Raw genomic sequence first — 23,371 nt, 5'->3', positions numbered from 1 at the left:
AACAAGGCTTATGAGAACTTACGGCACCCTCGCAGAAGATATGTGTCGAAACCTTACAACCGGTTCGGCCTTCGGCACCCACTTCGGCCATGGACTCTATGGCTTTGAGGTTGACTATCTCCTTCGCCGTGAATGGGCCGGGTGTGCTGATGATATATTGTGGAGACGCACCCGCCTCGGTCTCCTGTTCAGCCCCAAAGAAATAAAACGACTTGAAGAATACGTGACAACACACCTGCCCGCCGGCAATGCTGAACCATGAAAAATCAACAACCACCTGGATCCTGAAATTCATAAATTGAAAAAAATTAGCGAAAGGTGCATATTTTCAGATAGAGGAAAAAATTTATCTGATTACGTATGAAACTCAGCCTGTTATTTGGAAATCTGGGGATGTGCCTGTTTTGTCAGGCGTATTTCAAAAATCACATTAGTGCCTTACTCCTGAATTCCTGTCATAAAAAACAAGAAAATGAAAGGGGGATTTTTCTATAATATTGATCAGTTGTATTAGCTGGAGTCTTCCATGGTGCAACATTTGGGTTGCGGGGTGTTGCACCCGCTTTGGACTGATTATAAAATGATCTGGACTGACACTTTTTCATTTGAATTCCTTATCAATTGAGATTTCCAGTGATTTTTGACCGTAGGCTAGCCTGATAAAACAGGCACATCCACAATTTGGCTGAGTTTCATGGGTAATCAAGAAAGTTTAAGACCGTACCTATGCGGCTCCTTTTATCTGAAGTCAGGGGTTTTAAGTTCAACCCGGCTGATTTTCACAGGTAGTGCCTGTCCATAAATAATTTTCCTGCACCTTGAACGACAAAAACCGGCGACGGGCCGTACGCCGGATTCGTATTATCAGGCTTTTATTTGTAATACTGCTTAAATTCCTCGCTCGGCTCACGGTCGCTGTAAATATATAAGGTGATGCCGTTTGGATCATGAATCGCAAAACCTCTATCCCCCCACGGATGATCTTCCAGTGGAACGATAACCTCCAAACCGGCGTCAGTTAATCTCTTATATTCTTTATCCACATCCGATACAGAAAAATTGTACATAAGGCCGGCGCTATCACTGAATGGTTGCTCCGGTTGCTGCGGTGACATAAATTGAAGGGTAGATAATTCATTTCCAAATTGAAGATTGACGTACCATCCGCAATCAAAGGTGACTTTTGCGTCAAAATAGTTGATATAGAAATCACGGGTTTCTTCAATTTTCTTCGTAGTAAACGCCGATGATAGATTGTTGATATTCATTTTACCAAGTCCATTATTGTAATCATTTGTTAATCCAGATAGATGTTTGATACAGAAGAAATTTTTCCTGCTTTTCCTGCTTTAAGGGAGAATTCCTGAGAAGTATCAGGGAAAACCCTTACTGAAACCGACGCTGGAAAACAAAATCACCGACCGGAACCTTTGTCAAAAAAAACTGTTATAAAAAGATCATTGATCTGTTTTTTATTGTGATTTAAAAATAACCTGGATTGACACTTTTTCATTTGAATTCCTTATCAATTGAGATTTCCTGTGATTTTTGACCGCAGGCCAGCCTGATCAAACAGGTACATCCATAATTTGGCTGAATTTCATGGGTAATCAAGATAACTTTTGTTATTTAGAATAATTTTTATTGACAAATGTAGACCATATAGATGTTGGGGTATTGCTTTTTCTTACATATTTTTTTCTTTTCTAAAAACCATTCTTGTTGCATCAACAGGACAAATCTCAACACAAAGCCCGCAACCAAAGCACACATCAGGGTTGTATTCCATCTGTTTATCATCGAATATCCGCGCTTCAAAAAAGCATCTATCCGCACATTCACCACAATGAACACAAATTTCAAAATCAGTTTCAGCTATGTATTCAGAGTGAACCATTAATTCTTTTCGTTCAGTGAGCTTTACTATTTGCAGTTCGTGACAACAACAAGAACAACAACTGCACAACGCAAAAATTTCGTGGTCAGGCATATAGAGAGCAAGATGCACCAGGCCGTTTTCATTAGCCTTTTTCAAGATATCAGTCACTTCATTTAAAGAAACATGACGAGCTTTTCCCATTGAAACAAATTTATCTCCAACTTTATTCAAGAGAAAACAAACATCCAAGGGTTTATCACATCTCTTGTAGTGGGTTCTGCATTCGCAATCCTGCACCGCAACTGAATTCGCTTTTGCAAGTATCTCTATGACCTGCTCCGACGGCAACACCCATTGTTTTGCACTAAGTGATTCTGAAACAGGAACAACTTTTGAAGATGCTGAAATCTGTCCTCTTCTCAGCCATTTACCATAGTTGTCGATTCTTTTATCAAGAAAAGGGTCGGCAGTGTATTTTTCTTTTTTCATTTTACAATTCCTCAGGTTATCCTATGGCAGCCCAACCCGGTTATTATCCAGTTTTATGGTATTTCCCGAAGAAAACTGGCTGGACAATCTACCCTCATCCGGAACACTCAGTTTCCGACCGGATATCATTGATGATTCAATTTTCCTGAGTCTCCTCTCAATAAAAAATCTTGATTTTATGCAAAACTCAGACTGACAACAGTAGACCTGACCATAAAACAACAAAGCCTGACAAATTTCATACCAGGAAAAGTATTTGAAATCAAGCAGGTTATCCACAGGAAACACCCCTTCCATAGATCAGTCGAAGCCACTGACAAGTCAGTCTTGTTTTTACCCCATTGTTTCTTCTCCATTCGTTACTGGTATATTTCTCCTTGAAAAAGAACCGGAAAAAGACAATTATACATTGAGAATCATTATCTGCTGTTTGAATCTGTGGTACTGCGTAGTTTTTTATAACTTGTTGCAATCTGTTATAAGGTTCATAATCGATTACGATTGTGAAAGACACCTTCGAAAAATGTCTTTTTTCACGGCACTCACCTACGGATTCATTTTCACCACCTGATTTTATTCTTTTTTTGAATCATCACCCCGAAAACACAACGTTTTCAGCTATTACGGTATCCTCCTAGAGCTATTCGACCCAGGGAGTGGTGTCTTTTCAATCACCGGAATCCTGAAATGCTTAGTGTTTGACATTCTTAACCGGCGGGCAGGGATTTTTAATTATATTTTTTAACGAGGTGTATCCATGAAACATACTGTTCAATTTCTGCCTGATAAACGCTCAATTACCGTCGATCACGGTGAAAATCTGCTGGCGGCAGCCGCAAAGGCCGGAGTATATATTCATGCCTTCTGCGGGGGAGACGGTGTCTGCGGCAAATGCAAGGTGCAGCTCCTTGAAGGAGTATTGGAAAGTGGCAACTCTGCAGCTCTCACCGGTGAAGAGCTCGATCAGTCCGTTCATCTCGCCTGTATTTCCACCATTGTCTCCGATGTGACCATCCAGATACCTGAGATTATTCAGTCGGATGGCAAAGCGTTAAAATCAAAACCGAAAACGACTAGATCCCTCTCCGCTGAATCCCTGGAAACCCTGGTCGGAAAGTGGCAGATTGCTCCTCCGGTGCGAAAAATTTTCCTGAAATTACCGCCTCCGACCCTTGATGATAATATTTCCGATATGCAGCGGCTCTTTCGGGAAATTAAAAATCATCTTCCGGACGACCCGGAGCCGGACTATGACCATCCCGAACTGATCCGGGAACTGCCCTTTATCCTGAGAGAAGCCAACTGGGAAGTGACCCTTATCCTCCTGCACGGCAAAGGAGAAAATGAACCGGACAGGATCATTGCCGTGGAACCGGGAGACACCACCGACCAGCTCTACGGACTTGCCATCGACCTGGGCACAACAACCATCTGCGGGGTACTCCTTGACCTGAACAGCGGCGAAGTCATCGAGGAAGGATCCGGCTATAATTCCCAGATCGGTTATGGTGAAGATGTCATCTCCAGGATTGTCTATTCCCAGCGTTCCGGAGGCCTCAGGACCCTGCAGGAGAAGGTTGTCTACACCATCAACACCATAATCGAGGACATCTGCAGAAAAATCATCATCAATCCCAGTGATATCAGCTACATCATGGCCGCGGGAAACACCGTCATGTCTCACCTGCTCCTGGGTATAGATCCAAAATATATCCGTGAAGCACCGTATGTTCCCAGTGTCAACCAGTTTCCCCTGACCAGGGCCGCCGATCTCGGCATCATGGCACACCCGTCAGTACGGCTCTTTCTCTATCCATGCGTGGCCTCCTACGTGGGCGGTGACATTGTCGCCGGAGTCCACAGCTGCCGGATGCATAAGAGCGAGAAAATCACCCTGTTTATCGATATTGGCACAAACGGAGAAATAGTGGTCGGCAACAGTGAATGGATGGTCTGCGCCGCCTGTTCCGCTGGTCCCGCCTTTGAAGGAGGCGGTATTAAATTCGGTATGCGTGCCAGTTCCGGTGCCATAGAAAATTTCCATATTCACGGGGAAACCTTTGATCCCATGATTGTCACCATCGGTGCAACCAAGCCCAGGGGCATCTGCGGGTCCGGCCTGATATCCATCGTCCCAGAACTGCTGGATGCCGGGATCATCAACCAGCGTGGCAAGTTCATCCAGGATCACAACCATCCGCGAATAAGAAAAGGCACCGACGGCTGGGAATATGTCATAGCCTGGTCCCATGACTCGCTTATCGGTGAAGATATCGTCATCACGGAAATTGACCTGGATAATCTTATCCGGGCCAAAGGGGCCATGTTTGCCGGTTACCAGACCCTGCTCACTTCGGTCGGTCTCAGCTTTGCTGATCTGGACAGGGTCATTCTCGCCGGAAATTTCGGCGCCCATATTGATCTGGAGCGGGCCATATCCATCGGTCTTCTGCCCGATATTGACCGAAATAATTTTTTCTATCTGGGCAATGCCTCGATGCTCGGCTGCCAGATCAGCCTTACGGACCACCATCGCTTCCGTGAAAGAGCCGAGGTTCGAACCCTCATGACCAACCTGGAACTTTCAGACAATATAGATTTCATGAACCACTATATGGCGGCCCTCTTCCTGCCCCACACCGACCTCGGCCTCTTCCCCAGTATTCATGGGACTTCGAACGAAAAGCCTGTTTTCAAGGTGCCTTAGTACGGGGTGGCCAGCCACCGGTCACAACTCCGGGTTGCCAAGTTGTGCCGGACTCAGGCTCCGCAGGTACTCAACAAGGCGATTGTTTTTGTCCAGGGCCATCTTCTCCTGCTTGATATAGATACAGAAATCATCAGCCAGGGTGCGGACCTTAGGGAAAAGCTCCAGCAAACTCCCGTTTTCCAGCTCCCTGCTCACCGTATAGCGGGGCACAAACCCTATTCCCATCCCTGCCGCGGCCCCGTTGATAATACCGCGGACATGATTGATACAGATCACTTTACGAAAATGGGGGCGCTCCCGGGCAGGCAGGGCTGCCAGAAAATTTTGCCACCACTCTCCCTCCCGGTCCATGGAAAGGATTTCAACCTGCTCCAAGTCAGGAGGTTGCTGGAGCAGATCCAGAACCGTATATTCAGGTGAGGCTATCACAACATATTCTTCCCTGAAAAGATGAACACGGCTCAGGTCACGGGTAAAATGTTTCCGGCAGTCAATGATGAAATCCACCGTATCATTTCCCAGGACTTCCCCCAATTCATTGGAAAAATAGAAATTCAGCCGAAACCGGGGATATGTCCTGAGAAAATTTCTGAGCAGCGGTACAAGAACCGTATTTCCGAACTCCACCGGACTGCCCAGGGTGATTTCCCAAACAGGATTTGCCCTGTGATTCCTGATATTTTCCCGCGCCAGTTCCACTTCGCGAAAAATCCGTTCACAGGAATAAAAAAGCTCCCTGCCCGCGGGAGTGAGCCTGAATTTCCTGCTTCCACGGTCAATCAACAAACACTCGACACTGCTTTCAAGTTTTCTGACAGCATGACTGATGGCCGACTGGGTAACAAACATCAGCTTTGCCGTCTCTGTAAAACTCTTTGCCTTTGCCAGGGTATAAAAGACTTCCAGTTGATTCAGCTCCATTTGATTGCCATTTATGAATATAATTCATCCTGAAAATGAAATTTATGATTTTTACTTATGGTGTTACAGGCATTACAGTATCAGCAACAGGAAATCAAACATAACCCGCAGGAGATTAATATGGAAAACGGATTTTATTCATCCCCGCCTCCGCAGAACGAAACCATTCTTGACTATGAAAAAGGTTCACCGGAGCGACAGGAACTTAAAGCAGAACTTGAGCGGCAACAAAAAACACGCCTTGATATTCCCCTTTTAATTGGTGGAAAAGAGATGCGAACGGGCCGTACGGCAACCGCTGTCTGTCCCCACGATCACCACCATATCCTCGCCGATTTTCACCAGGCCGGAAAAACTGAGGTTGCAGATGGAATTACCGCTGCGCTTAAAGCAAGTCCCGGCTGGAAAGCCATGGGCTGGCAGAGCAGGGCGTCTGTTTTCCTGCGGGCAGCAGAACTTATTTCAGGGAAATACAGGTCAACCCTCAATGCAGCCACCATGTTGAACCAGTCAAAGAGCGTCTACCAGGCCGAGATTGACTCCGCCTGCGAACTGGCGGATTTTCTTCGTTTCAATGTCTATTATATGGAACAAATCTACCGGGAACAGCCACTCAGGCACACTCCCGGCACCTGGAACAGGACTGATTACCGGCCGCTCGAAGGATTTATCTTCGCCGTTACCCCGTTTAATTTTACCGCCATTGCGGGCAACCTGCCCACCTCTGCTGCCATGATGGGCAATGTGGTCGTGTGGAAACCGGCCTCCACCTCCCTACTCAGCTCCTGGTATGTAATGCGGATTCTCCTTGAAGCGGGACTGCCTCCGGGAGTGATCAATTTTATTCCCGGCCCCGGCTGGGAAATCGGGCCGCAGGTGCTGAAAAACAGCAATCTTGCAGGGATCCATTTCACCGGTTCCACCAGGGTATTCAACACCATGTGGCAAACTGTGGCCGGAAATATCGACAGTTACAAAAACTATCCACGCATTGTCGGCGAGACCGGGGGCAAGGATTTTGTCTTTGTCCACTCCTCCGCAGCCCCGAAAACTGCGGCGGTGGCTCTTGCCCGTGGCGCCTTTGAATACCAGGGACAGAAATGTTCCGCGGCCTCCCGTGGCTATATCCCCGCTTCCCTGTGGCCTGCCGTGAAAACTGAGCTGGGCGCAATCCTTGAAGAGATAAAAAAACAGACCGGCGATCCGGCCGATTTCATGTTTTACAATGCATTGATTGATGAAGCGGCCTTTGATAAAACCATGGCCTTTATCGGAGAGGCGGAGAAAAACAGCTCGGTTGAGATCATTTTCGGCGGCAACGGCGATAAAACAACAGGGTATTTCATCGAACCAACCGTGCTGATCACAACCGACCCACTTTTCCGTTCCATGGAAGAGGAACTCTTTGCCCCGGTACTGACCCTGTATATCTACGAGGATGACCGCTTTGAGGACACCCTTTCTCTCTGCGACAAAACATCCCCTTATGCTCTCACCGGTTCAATTCTCGCAAACGACCGCAATGCCGTAGCCCTCGCCACTGACAGGCTGCGCTACAGCGCCGGAAATTTTTATATCAACGACAAACCCACCGGAGCGGTTGTCGGCCAGCAGCCTTTTGGAGGAGCCCGCGGTTCCGGGACCAATGACAAAGCCGGATCTCTTCTGAACCTGCTTCGCTGGACCTCTCCTCGAACGATCAAGGAGACCTTTGTCCCGCCGGAAGATTACCGCTATCCGTTCATGGACTGACAGAAGAGAAGCGGTTTCAACAAACCGCTTCTTTCTTTCCGATTGCTTCCGGTAAATTCTTCGATTACACTACCGCTGAAATGAAAACAGCGAACAAAAAAACAATATCCCGGCTCGAACAACTCCCAAACATCGGCCCAGCCATGGGCGCGGATCTCCGGCTCCTGAACATACGCCATCCCAGGCAACTGATCGGTAAAGATCCCTTGCTGCTCTATGGCGAACTTTGCCGTCTCACAAAAACCCGGCACGACCCCTGTGTAATTGATGTCTTCATGTCGGCCATCCATTTTATGGAAGGTGGAGAAGCCCGACCATGGTGGTCTTTTACCGATGAACGAAAAAAGAGAACAGGAAATTAAATCCCAGCCCGTCTATCCCCTTCTCCCGCAGCTCAGAAACCATCTTTCCCGGGGACACGCTGTTCTGAGCGCACCCACCGGTTCGGGAAAAACCACTTGTATTCCATTACTGCTCCGCCGGGAACCGTGGCTTGAAAATAAAAAAATCCTTCTCCTGGAACCGAGAAGAATCGGGGTCAGGGCGGCCGCAAACCGAATGAGCAGCCTTCTCGGGGAAAAAACCGGTAAGACCGTCGGCTACCGGACTCGTTTTGAAACAAAAATCTCCAGCCAGAGCGAAATTGAAGTCATCACCGAAGGTATCCTGATCCGCATGCTGCAGAACAATCCTGAACTTGCGGACATCGGCCTTGTCATCATGGATGAATTCCATGAACGATCCATCCAGACAGACCTGGGCCTGGCACTGCTTCTTGATCTCTGCACCCTGCGGGAAGATTTACGGATTCTTGTCATGTCGGCAACCCTTGCAACGGACCCTGTCAGCCGTCTGCTCGGCAATGCGCCAGTCCTTGAAGGGCAGGGAAGAATCTATCCCGTTACAATCGAGCATCTTTCTCCAGGGACCCACCAATCCATTTCCCATACCATGGCCGCCGGCATCCGCCACGCCCTGGGAAAAACGACCGGTGACATCCTTGCCTTTCTGCCCGGTGCCCCGGAAATCCACCGCTGCAGAAAACTCCTTGCGGAACAGTTGCACGGTGAACTCATTCTTCCTCTCTATGGCGACCTGAGCCACCGGGAACAGGACAGGATCTTTCACAGGGAGGACAACCACCGCAGAATCATCCTGGCGACACCCATTGCAGAAACAGGTATTACCGTGGAAAATATATCCTGTGTCGTGGACAGCGGTTATTTCCGCCGCCCCGTCTATGACAGCCGCAGTGGTCTCTCCCGCCTGGTGACCCTGCGAATCTCCAGGGCTTCCGCCGACCAGAGGAGTGGCCGCGCCGGACGGCTGGGACCGGGAAAGTGTTTTCGCCTGTGGGACAAAACAGAAGAACACAATATGGCCGAGCACACGCTGCCTGAAATCCTTCATGGCGACCTGACTCCCCTTGTGCTGGAGCTGGCACTCTGGGGGGTAAGCGATCCGTATTCTCTTTCCTGGCTGGACAGGCCGCGGCAAACCGGTTGGCGGAGGGCCGTCCGACTCCTGCAGAAACTGACACTCTTAAACAGCCATGCGCGTATTACCCACACAGGCCGGCAAGTGGCAGAACTCCCTCTTCATCCACGACTGGGGTTCATGATCATCTCCAGTAAAAAACACAATCTCTGCTGGACGGCCTGTCTTCTTGCGTCCATTCTCTCCGAAAGAGATATCTGCAGGGGAAAGACCGATAGTGCTGACATCCATGAACGGTTGAAAATTGTGGAAGATTTTGCATCCGGCTCCGGCAGCCGTTTTTCCATAGACCATCAGCTCTGCCGCCGTATTCTCAGGCAGGCGAAGATGTGGTTTAAGGCCTTGCCGGGCAGAAAGACAATTGACTTCACCGCTATCGGCAGTCTGCTCGCCTATGGATTTCCCGATCGTATCGGCGGCCTGCGGCCCGGCACCAGTCACAACTATCTGCTGTCCAGCGGCCGTGGCTGCCGACTGAACCCGGCAGATCCCCTGCAGGGTAATAAAATATTGGTCATACCCCAGGTGGACGGAGAAAAAAAAGCCGGCAGAATTTTCATGGCAGCACCTGTTCTGCTCAAGACACTCCGGGAAGATCACCCGCATCTTTTCCATGAATCTGAGCAGACTCTCTGGGACGATGTTGCAAAACAGGTCAGAACAACCAGGGATCTGATACTCGGAAAACTGCAGATCAGCAGTCAGCCGGCAAAATCCCCTCGTCCGGAAAAGATAATGTCAGTGTTCCTGAAAGCCATTCAAAAAACGAACCTGCAATGTCTCCCCTGGAGCAGGGAAGCTGTAAATGTGCAGCAGCGGGTCTGTTTTCTCCATCATCAGACAGGAGACTGGCCCGATTTCAGCAACACCAGCCTGGCACAGGACCTGGCCTGGCTGGAACCTTTCTGTTTCGGGATGAACAGCTTCAGCCGGCTCAAGAATATAAACATGAAAACTGTTCTCCTCTCTCAGCTTTCCTGGGCCCAGCAGCTGGAACTCGACACCCTCGCCCCCACCCATCTTAAGGTACCCAGCGGTTCACGACTGCCCATTTCCTACACCGTGCCGGAAAAAGCAGTGCTCGCCGTACGGCTCCAGGAACTTTTCGGTCTATCCGAAACACCCAAAATTTGCGGCGGCCGGCTCCCCGTCACCCTGCACCTGCTCTCCCCGGCCCATCGGCCGATTCAGATCACAGATGACCTCGCCTCCTTCTGGCAGACAACCTACGGAGAAGTAAAAAAGGAATTGAGCGGCAGATACCCCAGGCACTACTGGCCGGACGATCCGCTCAAGGCCCGGGCAACCGGCAGAACAAAACGGAACATGAACATCTCACGTCGCTGAATATTCCTGTATTTAAAGTGTTTTGAACAGAAATGTTTTTTGATTCACGGAACCAAAACTGATATAATACTGCATGCGGGTAAACCCGCGCCCATTCCTGCAACACACTTTTTACGTACAGGAGGAAACAATGGCCGAAGAAGCTGCTGTTGGTTGTGCCAGGCCCACAGGCGGCCCGGTGGGTGAAGAGGTTGAAGAAAAAACAAGCTCAAATGAGAAAACAACTGAAAAAAAGGAGGGTTCCATGGTGATGATCGGACAGAAGGCTCCCGATTTCTCGGCTCCCGGCTACCAGCAGGGGAAATTTATCAATATCCGGCTCTCCGACTATCTCGGCAAATGGGTGGTGCTCTGTTTTTATCCAGGGGATTTCACCTTTGTCTGAGCCACCGAAATTTCAGCGGTCGCTGAAAAATATCCCGAGTTCCAGAAACTGGGAGTGGAAGTGCTCTCCATGTCCATCGATTCCATGTTTGTTCATAAGATGTGGGAAAGTGATGAGCTGAGTAAAATGGTCAAGGGCGGTGTACCTTTCCCCATGCTTTCGGATGCCGGCGGAAAAGTGGGAAAAGTATATGGTGTCTTTGATGAAAACGCAGGCGTGGAAACCCGTGGCAGGTTTATTATTGACCCCGACGGTATTATCCAGGGCTATGAAATCCTCACCCCGCCTGTAGGGCGGAATGTCAATGAAACTATCCGCCAGATCCAGGCATTCCAGCTAGTCCGTGAGACAGAAGGCGGTGAAGCCACACCTTCCGGCTGGCGGCCCGGCAAGAAAACCCTGAAACCGGGAATCGATCTGGTGGGCAAGGTATGGGAAGAATGGAAGACTGACCAGGCCTTTGATTAGATGTAATTACTCACAGGGCAGCTTCTTTCCTGATTTCACGGGGTCGAAGCTGCTGCCTCGTCCATGGATGTCGTTGGAAAGCTCAAGGAAACCTGGGTCCCTTCGCCGGGACTGGACTTCACATCGATATATCCCTGGTGAGCATCCACAACCTCCTTGACCAGGGCCAGACCAAGGCCAGATCCGGTTATATGGCGGGTCGCCTTGCCCTTGACCCGGAAAAAACGATCAAAAATATGGGGAATATCCTCCTCGGGAATACCAATCCCTGAATCTCTCACCTCAATATTGACAAACCCGCCGGAAACCGAGGTACCGATCAGAACCTCCCCGCCGTCCGGAGTATACTTCACCGCATTGGAGACAATGTTCATGATCGCTGTTCGCATATGATCATAATCCACAGTAAACCACCAGTCCGTATCACAGGGTTTATATTTGAGCGAGATTTTCTTACCCTCCGCCTGGGGAGAGGCAATTTCCATTACATCTTCTATCATATTGGTGCCGCGAACAGGTTCCAGATTGAACACCACAGTACCACTCTCGAGCTTGGAGAGGTTGAGCAGGTTATCTATCAGTCTCAGCAGATCCTTTGTCCTGACCGTCATCCGTTCATGCAGACTGTGACAGGAGCTGACTTCTTCATGTTTACACCCCACCCGCGAGGCATAGATCATCTGTTCGATGGAGGCAAGGGGAGCCTTCAGTTCGTGAGCGACCATGGCGACAAAATCGGACTTCATCCTGTCAATTTCCTTATGGGCACTGATATCCTCAAAGGCAGTGACGGAACCGATAACCTCACCCTGGTCCGAGGTAACAGGAGAACAGTGGGCCCGCAGAAATTTTCGGGAAATGGAGCCGGGAATAAATTCCCGGGTCACGACGATCTTTTTCTCAATTGCCTCCGACACCATTTCCACCGCCGCATGGTCACGGATTGAATCGGCCAGGGGTTTGCCGATAAACGGGTCCGTCTGGATCTCCAGAATTTTTATGGCTGCCGGATTATGATGCACAACAATACTTTCAGTGTCGGTAACTATAACCGCCTCCGCCATACAGGCAAACACCGTCTTCAACCGGCTCCGAGATTTGTCGATGGCCTCCAGCCCCATCATTTTTTCCCGGCGCAGCTGTTCCGTTTCAGCCATCATGCTGATCTTGTCAATTGCCCGGTCGATCACCACCCGGATATAATCAGGGGTGAACGGCTTGCCGACAAAATCAAAGGCACCCTGTTTCATGGCAGTAACTGCCTTGGTGACGGTGGCAAAACCTGTTATGACAATAACCTGGACATGGGGCTGGTTTTCCCTGATCCAGTCCAGTACGGCAAAACCGTCAATGCCCGGCATCATCAGGTCGGTGAGGACAATATGAAAATCCTGCTCCTGGAGCAGCTCAAGCCCCCGTTTTCCATCCTCGGCCTTGGCGATATCATACCCTCTCTTTTCTAGAGCACGCCCCACGCCCTCACGGATCACCTTTTCGTCATCAATAATCAGTATACGTACGTTCTCCATGGCCGTTTTCCTGATGTAGACATCTCTTTTCTGCCGGTATCACCCAACTCTGAGAGAAAAGATTTCGTAATTGGTCACAGGTGCCACAGGTTTTTGCAGGCTCTTTTGTTCACTACAGCCTGCCTGTGCGGACAAAAGAGACCGCGAAAAGCCAAGGTACCTGTAAGCAATTACCGGATTTCTCCATCCCGGCTGTGGCATCAGCGGGAAATCCCTTTCAGGCCATATTCCAGCCGGAAAGAAATAGTTTTCTGTGACTATCCTGAACTCGAGAACTCAAAATAATTCCGAATTCATCGCGGGCCAGGATTATTTCAACCAGTTTTTAATCAACTCCAGCAGCTCGGCAGGCTCCACCGGCTTAGGCATATAATCCTCCGCCTCGCTTTCCAGCATGTCCCGGTGGGAATAGGTGCTGGTCGTGACCCGCTCCGCGACAGCAGTCAACAGGATAATCGGAATATCAGCAGTCTCCGGATTGCCTTTTAAGCTGGCGCAGGCCTCATGCCCGTTCATAACCGGCATCATCACATCGAGAACAATGAGATCAGGTTTTTCTTCGGCGACAGCCTCAAGTCCCTCCTTTCCATCATAGGCAACCCGAACATCATATCCGCCGCTTTCAACGATGACTCGTACAGCTTCAACAAAATCGGGATCATCATCAACGAGCAGAACTTTCTTTTTTTCAGCCATTCCTTCCTCCATTATTCAATATTCCTGCCTTAATGCAGCAACTTCTTTCTTATCTCAATCAACTTCAGGCCTGGGCAGCAGACCCGCCCCGCCAATAATTTCTTCCAGTTTTTCTTCCCATTCAATAGCCATGACATGGACACCTGCTATTCCTTCCATCTCCTTTAATTCCTGGATCTGTTCGATGCACATCTCAATACCCTTGGCCGCCTGTTTTTCCTTTGGCTCATCGGCTATACGGTTGACCACCTCATCGGGTATATCCATTCCGGCAACCATACGCCGCATGAACTTTGCCATTCCCGCCGATTTCAGGGGAGTCACTCCCGCAAGGATTTTTATTTTTTCATGCAGTCCCTCTTTTTTTGCATCCTCCAGATATGTTTTGAATTTATCCATATTATAAATACACTGGGTCTGGACAAAATCAGCACCCGCTTCCATCTTCATTTTCAGGCGCGGCACCCGAATCTCGAAGGGATCGGCGAAGGGATTGACGGCACAGCCGATATAGAACTGAGGCGCGCCTTCAAGTTTGTCACCTGAAGGAAAAACCCCTTCATCCCTCATTGTCTTCGCCAGGTGTATCAGTTGCATTGAATCGATATCAAAGACATTTTTTGCCTGAGGATCATCCCCGAATTTCTGATGATCCCCGGAAAGACAGAGAAGGTTCCTCACACCGAGAGCCGAAGCCCCAAGAAGGTCGGACTGGAGGGCAATACGGTTCCTGTCCCGCACCACCATCTGGATAAGAGGATCAATTCCCTGCTCCTTAATCAGCATGCAGCCGGCCAGTGAACTCATGCGCACCACCGCTGTCTGGTTGTCCGTCACATTACAGGCATCCACATTGCCGGCCACGAAGGCCGCTTTTTTGCGGACAATATCCGGATCGGCTCCACGGGGGGGACCACATTCGGCGGTTACCGAAAAATGACCCGCTTCCAAAACTTTTTTCAGGTTACTTTCCGTAGTCATCAGATCATATCCTCCCTGATAATGCGGCGCGGTCCACCGTCCCTTGACGTATTCCATCCCTTGTAGGGTTTGAGTTTTCCGTAGTTCTCCATCTGGTCAAGAGATTTCAGCCTGTCAATAATGAGTTGCCAGCCACACTTGACTTCCTTGTCTATTTCACAGATTCCACGTACCGAGCCACCACAGGGTCCATGAAACAGTGATTTGGCACAACGGGTCACCGGACAGATACCGCCGGTCAGGTGAAGAACACAGTCTCCGCAACCCTGGCACCTCTCCGCCCATTCCCCCTGGCGTTCAGTGACCCCGAGAAAGCCTGTGTTTATACCCGGCAACAGAGGTGTAGTCGTGTACTTTTCCGCCAGAAACTGGATACCGGCCCCACAGGCAATTGAGAGAACGGCCTGATATTCCTCCACATAGGGACGCATCAGCTCCACATATTCCGGATCACACTGCCGCTCCAGGCTCACCTCTTTGATTTCGATCTTCCTGCCGTTAGATTCTCTGGCCAGCCTCAGGGTGGATGCCAGCACCTGCACCTCCTTTTCCCCGCCGACCCGGCAGACCGTAACACAGCCATGGCAACCCGCGACCACGATCTTGTCATAGGGCTCTACCATTTCCAGTATTTCTTCAATGGGCTTCGGTGTTCCAGTAATCATCCTGCCTCCTCCTGTGATGCGGCTCCTGATTTGCCCTCCCTTACCACATTGATCGGGCTTGGTCCAAGTTCTTCTATCCTGTCCACAAATTCGTTAGCGTAGGCCGCAAACTTTGACCCTTCACCGGCACTCAGGTTGTACATCCTGACCCGTTCCGGACCGATATTGATTTTTTCCAGGATCCCGTAAACCCGTTTAACCCGGGCACGGGCGCGGATATTGCCGTTCACGTAATGACAGTCACCTTCCAGACAACCGACAACCATCACCCCGTCCGCGCCATTCTCAAACGCCTTCAACAGCAGCGCTTCGTCTATCCTGCCGGTACAGGGCAACATGATGATACTGATCGCCGGAGGATAGGACCGTCTTTCCGAACCTGCCAGGTCCGCCGCGGAATATGCTCAATGACGACAGGCAAAAACTATGACACGGGCTGCAAAGTCACTCATTATTCCACTCCTTTCCTGAATTCTGTTCCTTTTCCTGCCATATCAGCTCTCGCAGTATGATTCTATCTTGGCCTCGATATTACGATCCTCAAACCGCCCAAGAGAAATCGTCCTGGCCGGACACTCGGCCACACAAATCCCGCATCCCTGGCAGAGAGCCGGATTAATTTCGGCACTGTGCTCATCATTGATAAAGGGAACCCCGTAGGGACAGGCCCGCACACAGGTCAGACAGACAGCGCAGTTTGTCGGATCCACCTTTGAGACCACACCGGACATCTTCAGGCTGTCCCTGGACAGAATGGTCGCCACCCTGGCTACGGCTGCCTGGGCCTGGGCTATGGCCTCTGAAGAACTTTTGGGTCCATGGACGGTACCCGCCATAAACAGTCCTTCTCCGGGCAGATCGACGGGCCGCAGTTTGGCATGGGCCTCGATAAAGAAACCGGCATCACTGCGGGGAACCCTGAGCATGGATGCCAGCTCCTCGGTATCCCTGGGCACCATTCCAGTGGAAAGGACCAGGAAATCGGGCTGCAGCTCCACGACCATCCTGATGGACGGATCCGTTATACGCACATTGATCCCACTATCCTCCGCCCTGATATCAGGAGGATTGGACTCGGGATCGTAGCGGATAAAATTGATCCCCGCCATTCGCGCCCGTCGATATTCCTCTTCACCAATTCCGTAACAACGCATATCCCGGTAAAGAATATCAACTCTTGCCTTCGGATATTTTTCCACAAACCGCAGGCTGTTCTTTACCGCCTGATTGCAGCAGACTCTCGAACAGTAGGGCAGATATTCTTCATCCCTGGAACCGGCACATTGCAGCATGACAATTTTTTTCCCTTCCCAGTCTTCACCGGCCTCTTCCAGCTTTCTCTCGAAGTCTGCCTGGGTCATGACCGTTTCTATACTGTCCAGTCCGTAAATCTCCGGCCGCGATTCCTTTGCCCCGGTGGCCACCAGGATCGCTCCATGCTGCACGGTGCGCGTTGCCCCCGACGGGGTCATGATCTCCGTTTCAAAGGAACCGACGAAACCGGACTGTTCCACCACCTCGCTGGAAGTAAAGACCTTGATCCGGTCATCAGCATCAAGGGCCGCCTTCAGCTCTTCCAGATACTCTATAAACAAGCGGCCATCACCGGTACGTCGCAGGTTGAGGAGATGTCCTCCCAGCTCCCCTTTCCGCTCCACCAGCCAGACTCCGAATCCCTGCCTCGATGCTTCAAGGGCCGCGGTCATCCCGGCAATACCGCCTCCGACAATGAGCAGACGGTCGTCCACATCAAATTCCATTTCTTCCAGCGGTTTTCCCGCGGCGGCATTGGCCACTGCCATACGGGTGAGCCTCTTGGATTTTTCCGTTGCCAGCTCCGGCTCCAGGGGATGAACCCAGCTGCACTGGTCACGGATATTGGCCATTTCAAAAAAATATTTGTTAATGCCCGCCGCCTGCAGAGTTGACTGGAAAAGTGGTTCATGGGTTGTGGGGGAACAGGCCGAAGTGACCACCCGGTTCAGTCGATGTTCCCGGATAATCTCCTTCATGCGCTCCTGGGAATCCTGAGAACAGGTATAAAGCGGCTTATCCACGTATACCACTCCCGGCAGGGTGGAGGCATATTCCATCACCGCTTCCACATCCACAACCGACGCGATATTGGTACCGCAGTGACAGACAAAAACTCCGATGCGCAGTTCTTCCCCCTCCTCAACCCTGCGCTCTTCAGGCAGAACTTCGGGCGTGATCAGACTGCCCCTGGCCTCGGCCAGATCAGCGGAAGCCGCTTCGGCAGCCGCGGAAGCCTCAGATACCGTTTCAGGGATATCCTTAGGCCCGTTTATGGCCCCGCTGACAAAAATCCCCGGTTTTGAGGTGGCAAGGGGGCTGTAATGATCCGTTACGGCAAATCCATAGCGGTCCAGTTCTATTTCCAGTTTATCCGCAAGCGCCTTTGTTGATTCCGCCACCTGCAGACCAACCGAAAGGACCACCATGTCGAAGGTTTCTTTCCGGCGTTCTCCCGATTCATCCACATAACGAAGCTCAAGGTCTCCGGTGACCGGATCCTCAAAAACCCTGCTGACCATGGCCCTGACAAAACGGACATTATGGCCCTTTACCCTGGTTACATAATCATCGAAATTTTTGCCGAAGGAACGCATGTCGATATAAAAGATCGTCGGTTCGATATTTGAATCATGCTCTCTTGCTATAAACGCCTCCTTGGTGGCATACATGCAGCAGACGGAGGAACAGTAATCCCGATCGCAGGAATGATCCCTGGAACCGACACACTGGATCCACGCTATTTTCTTCGGATGTCTGCCGTCTCCCGGTCGCAGCACAGCTCCGGAAGTCGGTCCTGAAGCGGAAAGAAGCCGCTCAAATTCAATCGAGGTCACCACATTCTGATAAACCCCGTAGCCGAATTCTCCCCTCCTTTCGGCATCAAACACTTCAATACCGGGCGAAAAAATGACGGAACCGATATGAATCTCTGTCTCCTTTTCCACATGATCGTAATGAATCGCCCCCACTCCGCAGATCGATTGACAGGTACCGCAGGCGCCACTGTTCAACCTGACGCAACTTGCCTCATCGATAACAGGCACCCTGGGAACGGCCTGGGGATAGTGGATATTTACCGGCTTCCTGCCATCAAGACCTTCATTGAACAGGTTAAGAAGCGGCCTGGGCTTTCTGCCGGCCACCGCCTCAATATCAAGATAGTTCACGGGACAGACCGAAACACAGGCGCCGCAAACCTGACAGAGATCAGCCCGAACCTCGATTCCTTCCTCCACCATTTTCAACGCGCCGATTTCCATAACCTTCTTACAGGTGATGACACAGAGACCGCAGCGGATACAGTGGTTTTTCTCCTCCCCGTTCAGTTCCTTGACAAGGGCAAGGGAACGCTCATGGACAGCCGCGCCAATTGATTTTTCAAATTCAGGTGCGTCGCTGACTGTTATAGCCTGAAACTTGTCGGGACAGGTCGCAAAACAGGCGCCGCAGCCGGTACATTTATCCTCGACAATTTCGGCCTTCTCCTTTTTTCTCCAGATAATTGCCCCATGGGGACAGGCCCGGAAACAGAGTCCGCAGGCGGAACAGGCCTCACGGTCAACGGAAAAGGTCCACTTCAGGGTAGAAGAGGGCCTGGGAATCTCCGCTCCCCTGACAAGACGCTTTTCCCTCGCCCGCTTATCTTTTTTCTCATCATCCTGTCCCGCCGGGAAATAGGACTGGTGCGTAACAGGACAGACCAGCTCACACAGGCCGCAGCCGGTACAGGTATCGACATCAACATAACGGGCATGACTGACGATTCTGGCCGTAAAGCTTCCAGGCTCCCCTGAAAATTCCTTCACCTCACTGTGGGTGAACAACTCTATATTTTTATGTCTCCCCACCTCCACCAGTTTGGGGGAAACAATACACATGGAACAGTCATTGGTGGGAAAGGTCTTGTCAAGCTGGGCCATCTTGCCGCCTATGGCCGGTGAGCTCTCGACAAGGTAGACCTTGATGCCGGCATTGGCCAGGTCCAGGGCTGACTGCATCCCGCTGATACCGCCGCCGATGACCATAACCGCCCCTGTTTTCGGGGAGAATATTTTTTCGGGAGTGTTCACATTTGTCGTCATGGGGAATCCTCCACGGGTTGTTCGAAAAGGCAGGCAGTAAGCGGGTCTGGAGAAACCAGGTGGACCTTCTGCTGTTTTTTCGGATATTCACCGGAAACAGCCGCCATGATCAGTTCAGTGCCGAAAAATACCGGCATTTCATTCCCCGCCCCCAGATCCAGTTGCCTGCTCTCCACATTGGCCTGGCACATGGGACAATCGGTCACCATGACGGCGGCCCCGCCCCGGCGGGCACTGTCGGCGATATCACTCACCAGTTTTCTGGCGATATCGGGCCGTGCCATGGTCAGACTGCCGGAACAGCATTCAGTACGATGGGACCATCTGACGGGTGTGGCCCCCAGGGCCTCAACAATTTTTTCCAGGGTGACCGGCATCTCCCAGTTTTCCGCTCCGGTGACATGGGGGTGACGGAGAGAAAGGCAACCGTAATAACAGGCGATCCGCAGTCCTGTAAGCGGTCTTGTCACCTTTTCCCGGATTCTATCCAGTACATCAGGTTCCGCCAGAAAAGAGCTGATATGGATAATTTTCAAATCCGGACCATATTCAGCCAGATCCCAGTATTCCGGCCGCGCCCGCATCTCCCTGTCCGCCGCACGCAATCGCTGAAAACAGGCGGCACAAGGTACCAGGATATCGTGTCCCGCTTCGGCCGCCAGCATCATATTACGCATGGGCAGACGCATGCCCACCTCGTGATCCGTCATATGGGCCGACGAGGCACCGCAGCAGTTCCAGTCAAAAATTTCCACAAGTTCAATATCAAGCAGCCTGCAGAGTTCTCTGACCGACTGATCATAGTCAAGCGCCGTCCCTTCAAGGGAACAGCCTGGATAATATGAGAGTTTCATCTGTCATACTCCTTTCCCTTGCCGGAAAATATCTGCCTGATTTCAGATTTTCCCTTGATTGAATGGGGGGTCAGCTTCAATTTACCTTTTAAAAACATATTTAGACCCAGCTTCATATCACCGAACAGATCCCCGGAACTGAGCTTATAACCACCGATCATGCCAATCTCATAGGCCCGGCCCCAGTTACTGATTGATTTCAAAAATGCCTTATGAAACAGGGGCACCCGCGGCTCAGCGGGTTTGACACCCTTTCGCAGGGCAACTTCCCGGATCACATCCATCAATCCCGCGATTTCAATATCGTTTGGACACCTGGTGGCACAGGTCTCGCATGCGGCACAGAGCCAGATCGTATGGCAGTGGAGCAGAGGCTCTTCCATTCCATATGCGGCAAGCCTGACCACCTCCATTACATTCAAATCAAAAAAATCACCGATGGGACACCCCGCGGAACAGCGCCCGCACTGGAAGCAGGCCTGGACATCAATCCCTCTCCTGCCGAGTTTGTCGAGAAATTTTCTGTTCCGATTCTCCGGGCAAATGATGGTATCAGTCATTGTTTTCTCCAGTCAGTGTGTCCATGACCACGGGGAAGCGAAGGATAAATGTCGTGCCGGTTTCAGGCGAAGTGTCCACCCGGATACTCCCCTTGTGTTCCTTGACAATGGCGTAGGAAACCGAAAGTCCCAGCCCCGTCCCCTCCCCCGTGGCTTTTGTGGTAAAAAATGGATCAAAGATTTTCTCCAGCAGATCTTCAGGGATTCCCGGCCCTGAATCGCTGATTCTGATTTCATTGATATCATGGTTCGCCCTGCATCTGCTGAGAATATGCAGTTTTCCATTCCCGTCCATCGCCTGGGCCGCATTGACGATGATATTCATCACAACCTGGTTCAGCCGGATGGAATTCCCGTATATGGCAGGGAGGTTCTCCTCCAGTTCCATGGTAACTTCAATATTGTGGAAGATCGGCTGATGCTGCAGCACTGTAATAGTCTTATGTATCACATCATTGAGTGCCACCGGATTCATCTCGTAATTTGTCTGGTGGGAAAATTCCAGCAGATCGGCAACAATGACCTTGCAGCGCTCCGCCTCCCGGATAATGGTCTGCAGATCCTCATTCAGGTGATGGTCATCTCCCAGTTCCTCCTGGATGAGATTGGCATAGAGCATAATCCCGGACATGGGGTTATTGATCTCATGGGCAACCCCGGCTGCCAGACGGCCCAGGCCCGCCATTTTTTCCGACTGCATCAGCATATTATGGGTCTGCTCCAGATCTTCCTCTATCTGTTTCAGGGCACGAAGATCGGTAAACAGGCCAAAGGTGGCTATTTCCTGGTCTTGGTCGTAAATAATACCCCCGGAAAAGGAAACCGGAATATCGTGACCATCCTTATGCTTTACCGCCAGTTTATGGCGGAGCAGCCGCCCCTTTCCGCCACAGTCATCACTGCGCATACGTTTGATCAGCTCATATGCGCCCCCTTCCCGGTACAGACCGGTCACATGCAGCTGCCGACTCGTCTTTTCATCGTAACCGAGCAATTCCTGGGCTCCCTTGTTGAAAAGCATGATATTGCCCTTCATGTCTGCCGCGATAATACCGTCCACCGAGGAATCAATGAGATTATGAAAAAAGGCGTTTCTACGCCGCAGCTCCCCCTCAAGTTTTTTCTGCTGTGTGATATCAATAAGGTAAAGGAGGTAATAATCCGGAGATGTCGGAGGATAAACAATGACCGCATCAAGAATAGAACGCTCACCGTTTTCCGTCACCTCCATTTCGTGCCGTATTTTTTTAAATTCTCCTGGTGACGCGGTAAACGCCTTGAGAATGACATTGAGAAGAGTGCGGTTATTCTGCCCCAGGACATCCTTTAGAGACATTCCTTCAAACTCAGGAGGAATATCGAGAAATCGCCTGGCTGCCGGATTCGCATGAACGATCCGGTGGTTCATGCCGACCACAACCACTCCGTTGGGGGTTTCTTCCAGAATCGTATAGAGATAATGGTACGGTCCCAGGCGCTGGGCAATTTCTTCTTCCGGCCTGTTTGCTGTTGATTGAACGGAAATCGTTTTCACGGAGATTACCGACCGATAAGATCCAGAAATTCCGGTAATCTTTCCCTCCAACCTATTGCTAGCAGCACCACACCGTCGCCAAAAGCGGACAACTCTTCAAGGAAATCAGCCGCAACCTGCATTCCCGCATCCTTCTTGACCGGTGCCTGCATCATTTTTTTTAGAAATTCCTGGGGGATAGAAGGAACCCCGGGCAGATTGTTGAGATACCTGATCATGGTGACGGATTTCAGGAACATCAGGGAAGAAAAGAGCTTAATCCCCGTTTTTTCCGCAAACGGAACAAATTGTTCAATCACATTCAGGTCATAGGTGGGGCCAAGGGTGACGGATCTGACACCATAATCCTCAAGGCGCATGAAAAATTCCGCCCGCTCCCGGTTAAAATTAACATCATCGGAAAGTTCCATGCAGACACCGATTTCAAAATCCGTTGCACCATCCAGTTCCTCTCCCGCCAGATCCCTGCCACCGTTTAAAGCCGTCACGCATTGCAGCATGGTGATCAGATCAAGATCTCCACTGGTTCTTGCCACAGGCTGATCACCCTCTGCCGGATCATGTCCTTCCTTGATCACAATTTTTTTGATGCCCATTGCAGCCGCTGTAAGCAGATCCGCCTGAAACGAAATTCTGTTGCGGTCCCTGCCGCTGATGATCATGATCGGATCAATCTTCCTGTCAATGAGGGCCAGGCAGGGAGCAAGGGGCGACATGCGCATAATCGCATGTTCACTGTCTGTCACCCTGACAGCATCAACCCGTCCTCTCACCTTCAAAGCCGAATCAAGAAAACTATTCAGATTTGCACCTTTTGGAGGATCGATTTCAGCTATAAGAATATGACTATCTGCGGAATTGGAGTTTTGATGTGCTGCGGTCATTGAACCTCCTGTAAGATGATAATGAGATATTATTCTTAGGGGAGTGTACTGATACGCATTGATGAGATTCTCGGTTACCGGTAACGATACGTCGAAATCCCC

Annotated in this window: 19 protein-coding genes; 6 read left to right on the top strand and 13 right to left on the bottom strand. The window is 50.5% G+C overall.

Translation table 11 applies throughout. The features are described from left to right. Positions 1-262 (top strand): glycerol-3-phosphate dehydrogenase C-terminal domain-containing protein (locus ACXLDX_RS04560; protein ID WP_457576011.1); only part of this gene is annotated, 262 nt, incomplete at its 5' end. Positions 263-872: 610 nt separating this feature from the next. Here the strand turns inward: ACXLDX_RS04560 and ACXLDX_RS04555 are convergent. Further along, positions 873-1,268: a VOC family protein gene (locus ACXLDX_RS04555; protein ID WP_457576010.1), complete on the bottom strand. Its 396-nt coding sequence runs from the start codon at positions 1,266-1,268 to the stop codon at positions 873-875. A gap of 419 nt (positions 1,269-1,687) precedes the next feature. Beyond that, entirely contained in the window at positions 1,688-2,368 is a 681-nt protein-coding gene (locus tag ACXLDX_RS04550) for a 4Fe-4S binding protein (protein WP_457576009.1), read from the bottom strand. A 757-nt stretch (positions 2,369-3,125) separates the two neighbouring features. Here ACXLDX_RS04550 and ACXLDX_RS04545 point away from each other — a divergent pair. Continuing rightward, positions 3,126-5,075, top strand: coding sequence for an ASKHA domain-containing protein (locus ACXLDX_RS04545; RefSeq protein WP_457576008.1), 1,950 nt, complete (start codon positions 3,126-3,128; stop codon positions 5,073-5,075). A 21-nt stretch (positions 5,076-5,096) separates the two neighbouring features. Here the strand turns inward: ACXLDX_RS04545 and ACXLDX_RS04540 are convergent, their stop codons facing one another. Continuing rightward, positions 5,097-5,999 (bottom strand): LysR family transcriptional regulator, encoded by a 903-nt coding sequence (locus ACXLDX_RS04540; protein WP_457576007.1) that lies wholly within the window; start codon positions 5,997-5,999, stop codon positions 5,097-5,099. 120 nt (positions 6,000-6,119) lie between these two features. Here ACXLDX_RS04540 and pruA point away from each other — a divergent pair, with 120 nt between their 5' ends. From pruA to prxU, 4 genes are all read left to right on the top strand, one after another. After that, the gene (gene pruA, locus ACXLDX_RS04535) at positions 6,120-7,751 is read left to right on the top strand and encodes an L-glutamate gamma-semialdehyde dehydrogenase (RefSeq protein ID WP_457576006.1); all 1,632 of its coding nucleotides are present in this window, start codon (positions 6,120-6,122) and stop codon (positions 7,749-7,751) included. Positions 7,752-7,831: 80 nt separating this feature from the next. Further along, positions 7,832-8,113, top strand: a complete 282-nt coding sequence (locus tag ACXLDX_RS04530; RefSeq protein WP_457576005.1) for a helix-hairpin-helix domain-containing protein — start codon at positions 7,832-7,834, stop codon at positions 8,111-8,113. Beyond that, complete coding sequence (gene hrpB / locus ACXLDX_RS04525; RefSeq protein ID WP_457576004.1) at positions 8,085-10,595, top strand: ATP-dependent helicase HrpB; 2,511 nt, start codon at positions 8,085-8,087, stop codon at positions 10,593-10,595. The genes ACXLDX_RS04530 and hrpB overlap by 29 nt, the downstream gene beginning before the upstream one ends. Positions 10,596-10,725: 130 nt before the next feature. Then, positions 10,726-11,448: a thioredoxin-dependent peroxiredoxin gene (gene prxU, locus ACXLDX_RS04520; RefSeq protein WP_457576003.1), complete on the top strand. Its 723-nt coding sequence runs from the start codon at positions 10,726-10,728 to the stop codon at positions 11,446-11,448. A 35-nt stretch (positions 11,449-11,483) separates the two neighbouring features. Here prxU and ACXLDX_RS04515 read toward each other — a convergent pair whose 3' ends face one another. The 10 genes from ACXLDX_RS04515 to ACXLDX_RS04470 all read right to left on the bottom strand — a co-directional run bounded on the left by ACXLDX_RS04515 (position 11,484) and on the right by ACXLDX_RS04470 (position 23,269). Next, a complete protein-coding gene (locus ACXLDX_RS04515) occupies positions 11,484-12,977 on the bottom strand; it encodes a response regulator (protein WP_457576002.1) in 1,494 nt (497 codons plus the stop codon). A 309-nt stretch (positions 12,978-13,286) separates the two neighbouring features. After that, on the bottom strand, positions 13,287-13,673 hold the full coding sequence (locus tag ACXLDX_RS04510) for a response regulator (RefSeq protein WP_457576001.1): 387 nt from the start codon (positions 13,671-13,673) through the stop codon (positions 13,287-13,289). A 54-nt stretch (positions 13,674-13,727) separates the two neighbouring features. After that, entirely contained in the window at positions 13,728-14,654 is a 927-nt protein-coding gene (locus tag ACXLDX_RS04505; protein WP_457576000.1) for a methylenetetrahydrofolate reductase, read from the bottom strand. Continuing rightward, positions 14,654-15,319: a methylenetetrahydrofolate reductase C-terminal domain-containing protein gene (locus ACXLDX_RS04500; protein WP_457575999.1), complete on the bottom strand. Its 666-nt coding sequence runs from the start codon at positions 15,317-15,319 to the stop codon at positions 14,654-14,656. Before ACXLDX_RS04500 ends, ACXLDX_RS04505 begins: the two co-directional genes overlap by 1 nt. Further along, on the bottom strand, positions 15,316-15,771 hold the full coding sequence (locus tag ACXLDX_RS04495; protein ID WP_457575998.1) for a hydrogenase iron-sulfur subunit: 456 nt from the start codon (positions 15,769-15,771) through the stop codon (positions 15,316-15,318). Before ACXLDX_RS04495 ends, ACXLDX_RS04500 begins: the two co-directional genes overlap by 4 nt. A gap of 42 nt (positions 15,772-15,813) precedes the next feature. After that, a complete protein-coding gene (locus ACXLDX_RS04490) occupies positions 15,814-19,437 on the bottom strand; it encodes a 4Fe-4S binding protein (protein ID WP_457575997.1) in 3,624 nt (1,207 codons plus the stop codon). Then, the gene (locus tag ACXLDX_RS04485; protein WP_457575996.1) at positions 19,434-20,291 is read right to left on the bottom strand and encodes a CoB--CoM heterodisulfide reductase iron-sulfur subunit B family protein; all 858 of its coding nucleotides are present in this window, start codon (positions 20,289-20,291) and stop codon (positions 19,434-19,436) included. The genes ACXLDX_RS04490 and ACXLDX_RS04485 overlap by 4 nt, the downstream gene beginning before the upstream one ends. Then, complete coding sequence (locus ACXLDX_RS04480) at positions 20,288-20,851, bottom strand: 4Fe-4S dicluster domain-containing protein (protein ID WP_457575995.1); 564 nt, start codon at positions 20,849-20,851, stop codon at positions 20,288-20,290. Before ACXLDX_RS04480 ends, ACXLDX_RS04485 begins: the two co-directional genes overlap by 4 nt. Then, positions 20,844-22,385, bottom strand: a complete 1,542-nt coding sequence (locus ACXLDX_RS04475; RefSeq protein WP_457575994.1) for a two-component system sensor histidine kinase NtrB — start codon at positions 22,383-22,385, stop codon at positions 20,844-20,846. The genes ACXLDX_RS04480 and ACXLDX_RS04475 overlap by 8 nt, the downstream gene beginning before the upstream one ends. A gap of 5 nt (positions 22,386-22,390) precedes the next feature. Further along, on the bottom strand, positions 22,391-23,269 hold the full coding sequence (locus tag ACXLDX_RS04470; RefSeq protein WP_457575993.1) for a methylenetetrahydrofolate reductase: 879 nt from the start codon (positions 23,267-23,269) through the stop codon (positions 22,391-22,393). Positions 23,270-23,371: the final 102 nt, after the last annotated feature.

Source organism: Desulfomarina sp., assembly GCF_054039375.1.
The sequence above is the reverse complement of the archived record's forward strand: the minus strand, read 5'-3'. Positions and strand labels throughout refer to the sequence as shown.

What these genes read in the sequence shown, in the direction of transcription:
- ACXLDX_RS04500 (WP_457575999.1), bottom strand. Translation starts at nt 15,319, where the DNA reads ATGATTACTGGAACACCGAAGCCCATTGAAGAAATACTGGAAATGGTA.
- ACXLDX_RS04490 (WP_457575997.1), bottom strand. Translation starts at nt 19,437, where the DNA reads ATGACGACAAATGTGAACACTCCCGAAAAAATATTCTCCCCGAAAACA.
- ACXLDX_RS04480 (WP_457575995.1), bottom strand. Translation starts at nt 20,851, where the DNA reads ATGACTGATACCATCATTTGCCCGGAGAATCGGAACAGAAAATTTCTC.
- ACXLDX_RS04485 (WP_457575996.1), bottom strand. Translation starts at nt 20,291, where the DNA reads ATGAAACTCTCATATTATCCAGGCTGTTCCCTTGAAGGGACGGCGCTT.
- ACXLDX_RS04515 (WP_457576002.1), bottom strand. Translation starts at nt 12,977, where the DNA reads ATGGAGAACGTACGTATACTGATTATTGATGACGAAAAGGTGATCCGT.
- ACXLDX_RS04555 (WP_457576010.1), bottom strand. Translation starts at nt 1,268, where the DNA reads ATGAATATCAACAATCTATCATCGGCGTTTACTACGAAGAAAATTGAA.
- ACXLDX_RS04470 (WP_457575993.1), bottom strand. Translation starts at nt 23,269, where the DNA reads ATGACCGCAGCACATCAAAACTCCAATTCCGCAGATAGTCATATTCTT.
- ACXLDX_RS04550 (WP_457576009.1), bottom strand. Translation starts at nt 2,368, where the DNA reads ATGAAAAAAGAAAAATACACTGCCGACCCTTTTCTTGATAAAAGAATC.
- ACXLDX_RS04540 (WP_457576007.1), bottom strand. Translation starts at nt 5,999, where the DNA reads ATGGAGCTGAATCAACTGGAAGTCTTTTATACCCTGGCAAAGGCAAAG.
- ACXLDX_RS04510 (WP_457576001.1), bottom strand. Translation starts at nt 13,673, where the DNA reads ATGGCTGAAAAAAAGAAAGTTCTGCTCGTTGATGATGATCCCGATTTT.
- pruA (WP_457576006.1), top strand. Translation starts at nt 6,120, where the DNA reads ATGGAAAACGGATTTTATTCATCCCCGCCTCCGCAGAACGAAACCATT.
- ACXLDX_RS04505 (WP_457576000.1), bottom strand. Translation starts at nt 14,654, where the DNA reads ATGACTACGGAAAGTAACCTGAAAAAAGTTTTGGAAGCGGGTCATTTT.
- ACXLDX_RS04545 (WP_457576008.1), top strand. Translation starts at nt 3,126, where the DNA reads ATGAAACATACTGTTCAATTTCTGCCTGATAAACGCTCAATTACCGTC.
- ACXLDX_RS04530 (WP_457576005.1), top strand. Translation starts at nt 7,832, where the DNA reads ATGAAAACAGCGAACAAAAAAACAATATCCCGGCTCGAACAACTCCCA.
- hrpB (WP_457576004.1), top strand. Translation starts at nt 8,085, where the DNA reads ATGAACGAAAAAAGAGAACAGGAAATTAAATCCCAGCCCGTCTATCCC.